General features: G+C 73.7%; 14 protein-coding genes. 12 read left to right on the forward strand and 2 right to left on the reverse strand.

What is annotated here, in order from left to right:
• Positions 1 to 85: 85 nt before the first annotated feature.
• The 7 genes from KG111_RS01515 to KG111_RS01545 all read left to right on the forward strand — a co-directional run bounded on the left by KG111_RS01515 (position 86) and on the right by KG111_RS01545 (position 5,753).
• Entirely contained in the window at positions 86 to 1,774 is a 1,689-nt protein-coding gene (locus tag KG111_RS01515; protein WP_205292320.1) for a phytoene desaturase family protein, read from the forward strand.
• Positions 1,771 to 2,799, forward strand: a complete 1,029-nt coding sequence (locus KG111_RS01520; RefSeq protein ID WP_205292321.1) for an SDR family oxidoreductase — start codon at positions 1,771 to 1,773, stop codon at positions 2,797 to 2,799. Before KG111_RS01515 ends, KG111_RS01520 begins: the two co-directional genes overlap by 4 nt.
• A 126-nt stretch (positions 2,800 to 2,925) precedes the next feature.
• Entirely contained in the window at positions 2,926 to 3,432 is a 507-nt protein-coding gene (locus tag KG111_RS01525; RefSeq protein WP_205292322.1) for an SRPBCC family protein, read from the forward strand.
• Between the two features lie 10 nt (positions 3,433 to 3,442).
• Entirely contained in the window at positions 3,443 to 3,595 is a 153-nt protein-coding gene (sp36, locus tag KG111_RS01530; protein ID WP_205292323.1) for a Sp36 family protein, read from the forward strand.
• The gene (locus KG111_RS01535) at positions 3,592 to 4,056 is read left to right on the forward strand and encodes a RidA family protein (protein WP_205292324.1); all 465 of its coding nucleotides are present in this window, start codon (positions 3,592 to 3,594) and stop codon (positions 4,054 to 4,056) included. Before sp36 ends, KG111_RS01535 begins: the two co-directional genes overlap by 4 nt.
• Complete coding sequence (locus KG111_RS01540) at positions 4,053 to 4,922, forward strand: NUDIX hydrolase (RefSeq protein ID WP_205292325.1); 870 nt, start codon at positions 4,053 to 4,055, stop codon at positions 4,920 to 4,922. The genes KG111_RS01535 and KG111_RS01540 overlap by 4 nt, the downstream gene beginning before the upstream one ends.
• A 3-nt stretch (positions 4,923 to 4,925) precedes the next feature.
• Positions 4,926 to 5,753, forward strand: a complete 828-nt coding sequence (locus KG111_RS01545) for an MBL fold metallo-hydrolase (protein WP_249666252.1) — start codon at positions 4,926 to 4,928, stop codon at positions 5,751 to 5,753.
• A gap of 82 nt (positions 5,754 to 5,835) precedes the next feature.
• Here KG111_RS01545 and KG111_RS01550 read toward each other — a convergent pair whose 3' ends face one another.
• On the reverse strand, positions 5,836 to 7,140 hold the full coding sequence (locus tag KG111_RS01550) for an MFS transporter (RefSeq protein ID WP_249666253.1): 1,305 nt from the start codon (positions 7,138 to 7,140) through the stop codon (positions 5,836 to 5,838).
• A gap of 104 nt (positions 7,141 to 7,244) precedes the next feature.
• Entirely contained in the window at positions 7,245 to 7,922 is a 678-nt protein-coding gene (locus tag KG111_RS01555; protein WP_205292326.1) for a Crp/Fnr family transcriptional regulator, read from the reverse strand.
• Positions 7,923 to 8,099: 177 nt separating this feature from the next.
• Between KG111_RS01555 and nth the strand changes: the two genes are divergently transcribed.
• From nth to KG111_RS01580, 5 genes are read left to right on the forward strand one after another with little or no spacing between them, the layout of a single operon-like run.
• Positions 8,100 to 8,828 carry an endonuclease III gene (nth, locus tag KG111_RS01560; RefSeq protein WP_372440174.1) on the forward strand — a complete coding sequence of 243 codons (729 nt, stop codon included), beginning with the start codon at positions 8,100 to 8,102 and terminating at the stop codon, positions 8,826 to 8,828.
• The gene (locus tag KG111_RS01565) at positions 8,825 to 9,451 is read left to right on the forward strand and encodes a TlpA family protein disulfide reductase (protein ID WP_205292327.1); all 627 of its coding nucleotides are present in this window, start codon (positions 8,825 to 8,827) and stop codon (positions 9,449 to 9,451) included. Before nth ends, KG111_RS01565 begins: the two co-directional genes overlap by 4 nt.
• A complete protein-coding gene (locus KG111_RS01570; RefSeq protein WP_205292328.1) occupies positions 9,448 to 10,239 on the forward strand; it encodes an NUDIX hydrolase in 792 nt (263 codons plus the stop codon). The genes KG111_RS01565 and KG111_RS01570 overlap by 4 nt, the downstream gene beginning before the upstream one ends.
• Positions 10,236 to 11,411, forward strand: a complete 1,176-nt coding sequence (locus KG111_RS01575) for a MarP family serine protease (protein ID WP_205292329.1) — start codon at positions 10,236 to 10,238, stop codon at positions 11,409 to 11,411. The genes KG111_RS01570 and KG111_RS01575 overlap by 4 nt, the downstream gene beginning before the upstream one ends.
• 22 nt (positions 11,412 to 11,433) lie before the next feature.
• Positions 11,434 to 12,213: an enoyl-CoA hydratase/isomerase family protein gene (locus tag KG111_RS01580; RefSeq protein WP_249666254.1), complete on the forward strand. Its 780-nt coding sequence runs from the start codon at positions 11,434 to 11,436 to the stop codon at positions 12,211 to 12,213.
• The last annotated feature ends 15 nt before the right edge of the window (positions 12,214 to 12,228 follow it).

Below are 12,228 nucleotides of genomic sequence, written 5' to 3' on the forward strand. Positions count from 1 at the left end.
GGCGGCGTACGGGCGAACGGAGGTTCCCTCGCCGCCGCCCGGGTACAGCCACCTCGAAGCCGACCCGATCCGAGGAGCCTCCCGCATGAGCCCAGACCGTCCCGACCGCGCCGCCGGTGTGAGCAGCCCGGAGGGGCTCGACCGGGAGGTGGACGCCGTCGTCATCGGCAGCGGCCCCAACGGCCTGGTCGCGGCCAACCTGCTCGCCGACGCGGGGTGGAGCGTGCTGGTGCTGGAGGAGCAGGACACCATCGGCGGTGCCGTGGCCAGCGACTCCGCGCTGCACCCCGACTACGTGCACGACACCTTCAGCTCGTTCTACCCGCTGGCCGCGGTCAGCCCCACCATCCGGGCCCTGGAGCTGGAGAAGCACGGCCTGGTGTGGTCGCACGCCCCGGCGGTGCTGGGCACGCCGTACGCCGACGGGCACTGGGCGGTGCTGCACCGCGACCGCGACACCACCGCCGCCGCGCTGGAGCAGCGGGCGCAGGGCGACGGGGACGCCTGGCTCGAGATGTGCCGGACCTGGGACGCCATCGGCGAGCAGGTCGTCGGCGCCCTGCTCGACCCGTTCCCGCCGCTGCGGGCGGGGGTGGGTGCACTCACCCGGCTGCCCCGCGCCGGCGGGCTGGACTTCGTGCGCACCCTGCTCGCCCCGATGCGCGAGGTCGCCGACCAGCACTTCTCCGACGACGGCGCCAAGATGCTGCTGGCCGCCAACGCCGCGCACGCCGACATCCCGATGGACGGCGTCGGCTCGACGCTGATGGGCTGGCTGCTGGCGATGGTCGGGCAGAACCTCGGCTACCCGGTGCCCCAGGGCGGCGCCGGCGCCTTCTCCGGGGCGATGGCGCGCCGCCTGACCTCCGTCGGCGGCCGGATCGTCACCGGCTGCCGTGGCGAGCAGGTCGTGGTCCGCGACGGCCGCGCGGTGGCGGTGCGCACCTCGACCGGCGAGGAGGTCCGGGTCCGCCAGGCGGTGGTCGCCGACGTCAGCGCACCGGCGCTGTACGGCGACCTGCTGGCCAGCGAGGACGTGCCGGACGCCGTACGACGGCGGATGCGGCAGTTCGCCTGGGACTTCGGCACCGTCAAGGTCGACTGGGCGCTGTCCGGCCCGGTGCCCTGGCAGGGCGCGCCGAGCCAGGCACCCGGCACCGTGCACGTGGCCGAGACCATCGACGAGCTCGCCGAGCAGAGCGGGCACATCCTCGACCACCTCGTGCCCGCCCGACCGTTCCTGCTGGTCGGCCAGATGGCGGCCGCCGACCCCACCCGGGCGCCGGCCGGCGCGGAGTCGCTGTGGGCCTACACACACGTGCCGCAGGAGGTCCGCGGGGATGCCGGCGCGAGCGCGGGTACTGCAGGGATCACCGGGAAGTGGGACCACGACGACGTCGAGAGGATGGCCGATCGGATGCAGGCCAGGATCGAGAAGTACGCACCGGGATTCGCCGAGCGGGTCGTCGCCCGCCGGGTGCTGGGGCCCCGCGAGATGCAGGCCCGCGACGCCAACCTGGTGGGCGGTGCGCTCAACGGCGGCACCGCGAACCTGCACCAGCAGCTCGTCTTCCGCCCGGTGCCCGGGCTGGGCCGCGCCGAGACGCACGTGAAGGGGCTCTACCTGGGCTCCGCGTCGGCCCACCCCGGCGGCGGCGTGCACGGCGCCTGCGGCTCGAACGCCGCCCGCGCCGCGCTCGGGCACGCCCGGCTGCGCACGGCGGTGAGCGTCGTACGGTCGCTGCCTCAGCGGGTGGCCGGAGGCCGGCTGTGAGCGCGGAGGAGATCGTGGCCGAGCCGAGTGCCGCGGACGGGCCCGGCACCGTCGTCATCACCGGCGGCACCTCAGGGGTCGGGCGCGCCACCGCCCGCGCCTTCGCCGAGGCCGGGCACCCGGTCGTCGTGCTGGCCCGCGGGCAGGACGCCCTCGACGCCACCGAGGCCGAGCTGCGTGAGCGGCACCCCGCCTGCCGCGCGATGAGCCTGGACGTCACCGACCGCGACGCGCTCGACCGCGCCGCCGACGTGATCGAGGCCGAGATCGGGCCGATCGAGGTCTGGGTCAACTCCGCGATGGTCACCGTGCTCGGCGAGTTCGAGAAGGTCAGCCCCGAGGACTTCGACCGGGTGATGGACGTCGTGTTCACCGGCACCGTCAACGGCACCCGCACCGCGCTGCGGGTGATGCGCCCGCGCGGCACCGGCCGGATCGTGCAGGTGGGCAGCGCCCTGGCCTACCGCGGCATCCCGCTGCAGGCGGCGTACTGCGCGGCCAAGCACGCCGTGCAGGGCTTCAGCGACTCCCTGCGCAGCGAGCTGCTGCACCAGGACAGCAAGATCACCGTCAGCGAGGTGAACCTGCCCGCGGTCAACACCCCGCAGTTCGACATGTGCCGCAACCTGGTCGGCGAGGCGCCGCAGCCGGTGCCGCCGATCTTCCAGCCCGAGGTGCCCGCCCGCGCGGTGCTGCACGCCGCCCGCACCGGCGACCGGTCGCTGCTGGTCACCTCGACCACCACCCGCACGGTGCTGGGCGACCGGCTCGTCCCCGGCGCGCTCGACCACCTGCTCGCCTCGACCGGGTACGACGGCCAGGTCTCCGACCGCCCCGCGCCCAAGGGCGACAACCTGTGGAAGCCGCTGCCCGGCGACCACGGCTGCCACGGCTCCTTCGACGACCGCGCCCGGACCAGCTCGTTGCAGGAGACCCTGCGCGCCACCCCGCTGGACACCGTCGTCCGCACCGTCGCCGGGCTCGGCCGCCGGGTGGGCGGTCAGGTGCTCCGGCTGGTCGTCTGAGCCGAATCCCCCCTGGTGGTCCGCCGAATCACCCCTGGTGGCTCGCCGAATCACCCGTTGTGGCCGGTTGAAGCACCCGGTGTGCTCCGCCGGCATGTACGACGGCCCACCGGGTACCGGCCCTCCATGAGCCGCACCACGCGCATCTTCGAGTGCACGCCCGAGGACGTCTTCGACGTCCTGGCCGACGGCTGGAGCTACTCCACCTGGGTGGTGGGGGCGGCCCGGATCCGCGACGTCGACACCTCCTGGCCGGACCCCGGCAGCGAGATCCACCACTCCGTGGGCGCCTGGCCGCTGCTGCTCAGCGACTCCACCTCGGTGATCTCCGTCGACGCGCCGCACCACCTCGAGCTGAAGGTGCGGGCGTGGCCCGCCGGCGAGGGCGTCGTCCGGCTGACCCTGACGCCGCACGAGCGCGGCACCGAGGTGGTGATGGAGGAGGACGCCTCGGCCGGCCCCGCCACGCTGCTGCTGAAGCCGCTGCGCGACCCGGTGCTGCACCTGCGCAACATCGAGGCGCTGCGCCGCCTGGCCTACCTGGCCGAGTCGCGGGCGCGGCTCGGCGGCACCGAGGACGACGCCGGCGACGTGGCACAGGTCCGGCCGGAGGCCGATCACAGCGCTGAGTAGTCTGCGAGCCATGACCAAGTGGGAATACAGCGTGGCTCCGGTCCTCAACCACGCCGCAGCGCAGATCCTCAACAACTTCGGCCAGGACGGCTGGGAGCTCGTGACGCTCGTGCCCGGCCAGGGCGGCAACGACATCGCCTACTTCAAGCGGCCGGTGGAATGACGACTCCGCAGCAGCGCCTCGCCGAGCTCGGCCTGAGCGTGCCGCCGGTGGTGCCGCCCGTGGCGGCCTACGTGCCGGCGGTGCGCAGCGGCGTCATGGTGCACACCGCGGGCCAGCTGCCGATGCGTGACGGCGCGCTGCTGGCGACCGGCAAGGTCGGCGCCGAGGTCAGCGCCGAGACAGCCTACGAGTGCGCCCGGCAGTGCGCGCTCAACGCGATCGCCGCGATCGCCTCCGTGGTCGACGACCTGGCGCAGGTGCGGATCGTGAAGGTGGTCGCGTTCGTCGCCTCCACCCCCGACTTCACCGGCCAGCCCGGCGTCGCCAACGGCGCCTCGGAGCTGCTCGGCGAGGTCTTCGGCGAGCACGGCGTGCACGCCCGCTCCGCGGTCGGCGTGCCGGTGCTGCCGCTCGACGCCCCGGTCGAGGTCGAGATCTCCGCCGAGGTCCTGGCTCCGTGAGGATCCCGCTGCCGCCGGTCCACCTCGACCAGCGCATCGCCGACCTCGCGAGCGAGTACGCCGACGGCCGTCGTACGGCGGCGCAGCCGCGCGACGCCGCCACCGTGGTGCTGATGCGCCCCGGTGCTGCCGGCGAGCCCGAGGTGTACCTGCTGCGCCGCCAGCTGAGCATGGACTTCGCCGGCGGCATGTGCGTGTTCCCCGGCGGCGGCGTCGACCCGCGCGACTACGACCACGCCGTGGCGTGGGCCGGCCCGACGCCGGCGCAGTGGGCCGCGCGGCTGGGCACGACCGAGGACGTCGCCCGCGCGCTGGTCTGCGCCGCGGTGCGCGAGACGTTCGAGGAGTCCGGCGTGCTGCTGGCCGGCGGCAGCGACTCCGACGTGGTCGCCGACACCACCGGCGAGGACTGGGAGGCCGACCGGGTCGCGCTGGAGTCGCGTGAGCTGGCGATGACCGACTTCCTGGACCGGCGTGGACTGGTGCTGCGCACCGACCTGCTCGGCATCTGGAGCGGCTGGCTGACCCCGGTGTTCGAGCCCAAGCGGTACCGCACCTGGTTCTTCGTGGCGCGGCTGCCGCAGGGCCAGGTCACCCGGGACGTGTCGACGGAGTCCTCGTCGGTGACGTGGCTGAGCGCCGCGGCGGCCGCGGACGCCGCCGACGCCGGCGACCTGGCGATGCTGCCGCCGACGTACCTGACCTGTCTGGAGATCGGCACCCTGGGCAGCCTCGATGCCGTCTTCGACGCCGCCGCGGACCGCACGGTCGAGATGTTCACCCCGTCCGTGGAGACGGTCGAGGGCGGCCACGCCCTCACGATGCCGGAGGCGCTGCGGCCACTGGTCGCCGAGCGGAGGGCCTGACCCGTGAGCGCCCCCGGACCTTGGACGGGCGGTGCGTACGGCGAGCGCGGTCGCTGCGTGCTCGCGCCGAACCCCGGCCTGATGACACTCGACGGCACCAACACCTGGATCCTGCGGGAGCCGGGCGCGGAGTCCTCGATCGTCGTCGACCCCGGCCCGCTGCACGATGACCACCTCGACGCCGTCGCCGAGGCGGCCGGCCGGGTGGAGGCCGTGGTGGTCACCCACCACCACCTCGACCACACCGAGGCCGCGCGCTCGTTCGCGGAGCGGATGGGCTGCGGCGTGCGCGGCCTGGACCCCGAGCAGTGCTGGCGCTCGGAGCCGTTGAGCGACGGTGAGGTGCTCGACGTCGCCGGGCTGTCGGTGCAGGTGCTCACCACCCCCGGCCACACCCGCGACTCGGTCTCCCTGCTCGTGGCGGCCGACGGCGCGCTGCTGACCGGCGACATGGTGCTGGGCCGTGGCACCACCGTGATCGTGCACCCCGACGGCGACCTGGGCTCGTACTTCGACTCGCTGGCGAAGATGCAGGCGCTGGTCACCGAGGGCCGCGCGACGTCGTTGTGGCCGGCGCACGGCCCGGTGCTGCCGGATGCGGCCGGGATCCTCGACCACTACCGGGTGCACCGGCTGCAGCGTCTCGGTCAGGTCGAGAGCGCCCTGGGGCGGCTCGGGCTGAGCGCCGAGCAGCTGCCGCCGGACGTGGCGGAGGAGCCGGGGCTGGCCCGCCGGGTCGTCGAGGTCGTCTACGCCGACGTCGATGAGTCCTTGTGGCTGGCGGCCGAGTCCTCGGTGCGCGCCCAGCTGGCCTACCTGGCCACCCGCTGACGCTCCACCCGCTGACGCTCCGCTTCCCAAGCGAATTCGTCCGTTTCCGGCGAGAAACCAGCAAATCTGCTTGGGAAGCGGTTCAGGCCAGGATCTTGCGCATCCGGGCGTAGGCCTGCGGGTCGTCGGCGCGCAGCCTCTCCCGCGTACGACGGCGGTAGCGCAGGACCTGGACCAGCCCGAGACCCCAGAGCACGTACTGGCACGACATCGCGGCCTGGAACGCGGCGGGTGTGTAGTCGGTGCCGCCGCCGGGGGTGCGCCAGTCGAGCACCAGCCCGATCGCCAGCACCACCAGCAGGGTGGAGACGAACCCGGCCTGGTTGATGATCCCGGTGGCGCTGGACTGCCGCTCCGCCGGGTTCGCCATCCGGCCCATCTCGAAACCGATCAGCGACGTCGGCCCGCCGATGCCGGACATCACGATGAGCAGCACCAGCAGCGGCATCGGTGCCTGCCCGGGCCACGCGAGCACGAGCGTCCAGGAGGCCACGATGGCGAGCACGATGCCGATCGCGACCGAGGAGCGGTGCCACGGGTGTCGGCCGATCGCCCAGCCCAGCACCGGGCCCACGGCGATCACCGCGACGACCATCACCGTGAGCAGCACGCCGGCCGTCTGCTCGGAGTGCCCCTCGCCGCGCACCAGGAACGGGTAGCCCCACAGCAGGCCCAGCGTGGTCCCGCTGAACGGGGTGGTGAAGTGGATCCAGAACCCGAGCCTGGTGCCGGGCTGTGCCCATGAGGCGCTCAGGCTGGCGCGCACCTGGGTCAGCGACAGCGCGGGACCGGTCAGGGAGCGGGAGGTCGGGCCGTCGTGCACCACGGCCAGCAGCGCCACCGCGAGCACGAGCCCGACCGACGCCGCGAGCAGGTAGGACCGGGTCCAGCCGAGCTGGCCGAGCGCCCAGGTCATCGGCAGCGCGGCCACGACCGCGCCGAGCTGGCCGAGCATCCCGGTCACCTGGGTCATCAGCGGGATACGGCGCGGCGCGAACCAGGTGGTGACCAGGCGCAGCACGCAGATGAAGGTCATCGCGTCGCCGACGCCGACGCAGACCCGCGCGGCCAGGGCCACCGGGAACGTGGACGCCAGCGCGAACGCGGTCTGGCCCAGCAGCATCAGCACGCTGCCGGTGAGCAGCACCCGGCGCGGGCCGAACCGGTCCACCAGCAGGCCGACCGGGATCTGCATGCCGGCGTAGACCAGCAGCTGCAGCATCGTGAATGTGGCGAGCTGCGCAGCGCTGATCCCGAACCGCTCGGAGGCGGCGAGGCCGGCGACGGCGAGCGAGGAGCGGTGGAAGACCGCGAGCAGGTAGACCAGCACCGCGACCATCCACACCCACCACGCGCGGGCCGGGGTGCGGTCGACGGGCAGGTTCACCGGACAAGGCTAGGCACCGCCGCGACCAGCCCAGCAGCGGGGCGGCAACACCCAGGAAGCACGACAGCCCCCGCCGAGGGCGGGGGCTGTCGGGACGAGCAGGCTCAGCGGGCGCGGCGGCCCATCCGCTCCATGTCGAGGATGACCACCGAGCGCGGCTCCAGGCGCACCCAGCCGCGCGAGGCGAAGTCGGCGAGCGCCTTGTTCACCGTCTCCCGCGAGGCGCCCACCAGCTGGGCGAGCTCCTCCTGGGTGAGGTCGTGGTGCACGTGCACGCCGTCGTCGGCGGTGCGGCCGAAGCGGTCGGCGAGGTCGAGCAGCGCCTTGGCCACCCGGCCGGGAACGTCGGAGAACACCAGGTCCGCGACGACGTCGTTGGCCTTGCGCAGCCGACCGGCGAGCTGGGCGAGCAGGCCGCGGGCCACGACGGGGCGACCCTCGAGCCAGCGCAGCAGGTCCTCGTGCGACAGCGAGGCGAACTCGGCGTCGGTGACCGCGGTGACCGTCGCCGAGCGCGGGCCGGGGTCGAAGAGCGACAGCTCGCCGAACATCTGGCCGGGACCCATGATCGCGAGCAGGTTCTCGCGGCCGTCGGAGGAGGTGCGGCCGAGCTTCACCTTGCCCTCCAGGACGACGTACAGCTTGTCGCCGCTGTCACCCTCGTGGAACAGCGCCTCACCTCGGCGCAGCCGCGTGGTGGCGAGCGACGAGCGCAGCGCAGTCATGGCCTCGTCGTCGAGCGCGCTGAAAAGCGGCGCCTGACGGAGTACGTCGATGTCCACGCTTCCTCCTGATCACTGACCTTGGCGGTCCTTCCGGGACGGAAAGGCGGACCGCTCTCGTCTGGCATCCTAGCCAGTGGGAGATCTCACACATAGCCCGCGGGTCGCTGGGACGTTCGGCGAGTCCCCTGACGGCACCCGACGAGGCGCTGAGCGGGCCACCGTAGGCTGCTCGGTGTGCGGGAGATCAGGCGGGCCATCGTGGTCGACGACGAGACCCCGGCGCAGCTGGTGCGCCGCGCGCGCAAGATCAACCGGGTGCTGGCCGAGACCTACCCCGACGCCAAGGCCGAGCTCGACTTCGACGACGCCTTCCAGTGCCTGGTGGTCACCGTGCTGTCCGCGCAGACCACCGACAAGCGGGTCAACGCCGTGCGGCCGCGGCTGTTCGCGGCCTACCCCGACCCGGCCGCGATGGCGGCCGCCGACCGCGCCCACCTGGAGCAGATCGTCGGACCGCTCGGCTTCTTCCGGGCCAAGACCGAGTCCCTGCTCAAGCTCAGCGCCACCCTCGTCGAGCGGTACGACGGCAAGGTGCCCGGCCGACTCGAGGACCTGGTCACGCTGCCCGGCGTGGGCCGCAAGACCGCGAACGTGGTGCTCGGCAACGCCTTCGACGTGCCCGGCATCACCGTCGACACCCACTTCGGCCGGCTCGCCCGGCGCCTGGGTTGGACCGCCGAGACCGACCCGGTGAAGGTCGAGCACGCGGTGGGCGCGCTGTTCCCCAAGCGGGACTGGACGATGCTCTCGCACCACCTCATCTGGCACGGCCGCCGGCGCTGCCACGCCAAGAAGCCCGCCTGCGGAGCCTGCCCGGTGGCGCGGTGGTGCCCGTCGTACGGCACGGGGCCCACGGACCCCGAGGCCGCGCAGCTGCTGGTCCGCACCGAGGGGCCGAATTGAGGCGCCTCCCGGCGGCGCTCGGCGTCCTGCTCGCCGCCGCCGTCCTGCTCACCGGCTGTGACGGCGGGCGCCCCGCCGCGCTCGCCTGCAAGGTCGACGTCGACACCCCCGACCTCGTCGCGGACCGCGAGGCCGCCGGCATCGCCAGCTGCACCGCCATCCCGCTGCGCGAGTCCGGCAGCGCGGACCTGCCCGACGTCGACCTGCCCTGCCTGGGCGCCGACGCCCCGGTGAGCCTGTCCTCGCTGCAGGGACCCGCGCTGGTGAACTTCTGGGCCTCCAACTGCGGCCCGTGCCGCGAGGAGCTGCCCGCCCTGCAGGAGTTCCACGAGCGCTACGGCGACCAGGTCAGCGTGCTCGGCGTGGACTACCTGGAGACCTATCCCGGCGCCGCGATCGACCTGGCGCGGCGCAGCGGGGTCACCTACCCCTCGCTCGCCGACGCCTGCGGCGACCTCGCCGACACCGACCTGCGGATCCTCGGCCTGCCCCAGTTCGTCCTCGTCGCCGAGGACGGCAGCATCGCGCAGTCCGCCGGGGGAGTGGAGTCGGTCGAGGAGGTCGTGGCCCTGGTGCGCACGCACCTGGACATCGAGCTCGAGCCCGCGAAGGGGGAGCGATGAACGCGCCGTTGCCCGAGGACATCCGGGCCGCCCTGCCCACCTCGGTGCCCGCCACCGCGCCGGACGGGCTGCCGGAGTGGCTCGTCCCGCTGGCCCAGGCCGCCCGCGCCATCCAGGGCAGTGACCTGAGCCAGTTCCTGCCGCCGGAGGGCGCGCCCGTACGACGCGGCGCGGTGCTGATGCTGTTCAGCGAGAACGCCGAGGGCGACGGCGACGTGCTGCTCACCGAGCGCGCCCACCACATGCGCTCCCACCCCGGCCAGGTGTCCTTCCCCGGCGGCTCGATCGACCCGGGGGAGACCACCGTGCAGGCGGCGCTGCGCGAGGCGTGGGAGGAGATCGGCGTCGACCCGCGCGGCGTGGAGGTCTTCGCCGAGCTGCCCGAGCTGTGGCTGCCGCCGTCGAACTTCGCGGTCACCCCGATCCTGGGCTGGTGGCGCGAGCCCGGCGGCGTGCGGGTGGCCTCGCCCGACGAGGTGCACGCCATCCACCGGGTCGCGCTGCGCGAGCTCTTCGACCCCGCCCACCGGATCGCCGTACGCCACCCCGGCGGGTGGACCGGCCCCGGCTTCCTCATCGGCGAGGACAAGGACGTCATCCTGTGGGGCTTCACCGGCGGGATCCTGACCCGGTTCTTCACGTTCCTGGGGTGGCTGCCCGGAGTCGAGGACCCGCCGGTGCATGATCTTCCCGACCACATGCTCGGCGAGTACCGACGGCGTACCGGCGCAGTGGCGACCGACGAGAGCCCGAGGGACAGCATGGACATCCTGGAGCCCGACGAGTGAACGTCCTCGACTGGCTGCTGATCGCGCTCGTGGTCGCCTACGCCCTGTCCGGCTACTGGCAGGGCTTCGTCACCGGTGCCTTCGCCACCGCCGGGCTGCTCGCCGGCGGCCTGGGCGGCATCGCGCTGGCCCCCGTGCTGCTCGGCGACATGGACCCCTCCCTGGCGGTGTCGCTGGGGGCGCTGTTCATCGTCATCCTCGGCGCCTCGCTGGGCCAGGCGCTGATGCAGTACGTCGGCGCGCGGGCCCGGGAGCGGATCACCTGGCAGCCGGCCCGCGCTCTCGACGCGGTCGGCGGCGCACTGCTCAGCGCGTTCGCGGTGCTGCTCGTCGCGTGGGCGCTCGGCGTGGCCGTCACCGGCACCCGGATCGGCTCGGTCACCTCGATGGTGCGCAGCTCGACGGTGCTGGCCAAGGTCGACCAGGCGCTGCCCGACGCCGCCCCGCGCACCCTGCAGAGCTTCAACAACGTGGTCGGCACCGGGTTCTTCCCGCGCTACCTGGAGCCCTTCGCCCGCGAGCAGATCGTCGAGGTCGCGCCCGGGCCCTCCGGGCTGGCCAAGGCGGGCAAGGTGCAGCGCACCCGCTCCAGCGTGCTGAAGATCCGCGGCGCGAACCGCTGCGGTCGCGGCGTGGAGGGCACCGGCTTCGTCTACGCCCCCGACCGCGTGATGACCAACGCCCACGTCGTGGCCGGCGTCGCCGACCCCGAGGTCAGCATCGGCGACGGCACCGAGCTGGCCCGGGTGGTGCTCTACGACAAGAACCTCGACATCGCCGTGCTCGCCCTCGACACCGGCGACACCCCGGTGCTCGACTTCACCGACGACGTCGCCGCCGAGGACGCCATCGCCGTCGTCGGCTACCCGCAGGACGGGCCCTTCGACGTGCAGAGCGGCCGGATCAGGTCGATGCAGAACCTGCGCTCACCCGACATCTACGGCTCCGGCACGGTGGTGCGCGAGGTGTTCTCGCTGCGCGGTCTGGTCCGCCCCGGCAACTCCGGCGGCCCGATCGTGACCCCGTCGGGCGACGTCGCCGGCGTCGTCTTCGCCGCCTCCGTCACCGACCCCGAGACCGGCTACGCGCTGACCGCCAAGCAGGTCTCCGCCTCCGCCCGGGCCGGGGTCGCGGAGAGCAGCGAGAAGGACACCGGGGACTGCGCCGCCTGAGCGTCGGTGCATCATGGGCGCCGTGAGTGAGCCCGAGACCTACGTCACCTACGCCCACGACTCCGGCGTCGCCCGGATCACCCTCGCCGACGGCGACCGGGGCAACCCCATCCACCCGGCGTCGGTGGCCCAGCTGCACGACGCCGTACGACGGGCGCAGCGCGACGCCGCGAAGGTGATCGTGCTCGCCGCGCAGGGCCGGTTCTTCTCGGTCGGCGGCGACCTCGGCGCGTTCGCCGCCGCCGACGACGTCACCGTCTTCATCGACGACCTCGCCGAGGCGCTGCACCGCGTGGTCAGCGAGCTGGTGCGCTCCGAGGCGGTCGTCGTCTCGGTGGTCCAAGGCACCGCCGCCGGCGCCGGGTTCCCGCTCGCCGCCGCCGCGGACGTCGTCCTCGCCGCCGACACCGCGAAGTTCAGCCTCGCCTACACCAAGGTCGGCCTCTCACCCGACGGCGGCAGCTCGCTGCTGGTGCACACCCTGGGCCTGCACCGTGCCCTGCGCCTGGCGATCCTCGGCGACCTGCTCACCGCGCAGGAGGCGTACGACGCCGGGCTGGTGGCCCGCGTCGTACCGGCCGCCGAGCTCGCCGAGACCGCCGAGAAGGTCGTGGCCACCCTGGCCGCCGGCTCGGGCACCGCCAACGCCACCGCCAAGCGGCTGCTGCGCGACGTCGCCACCGCCACCCCGGAGGCCGCGCTGCGCCAGGAGTCGCTGGCGATTCGCTCCCTGGCCGGCTCGCCGGACGGCCTCGAGGGCGTCGCCGCGTTCGTGGAGAAGCGCGCGCCCAGGTTCGCCTGACGGAAAGTGCCGAGT

The organism is Nocardioides faecalis, from assembly GCF_018388425.1.
Lineage (GTDB): Bacteria > Actinomycetota > Actinomycetes > Propionibacteriales > Nocardioidaceae > Nocardioides > Nocardioides faecalis.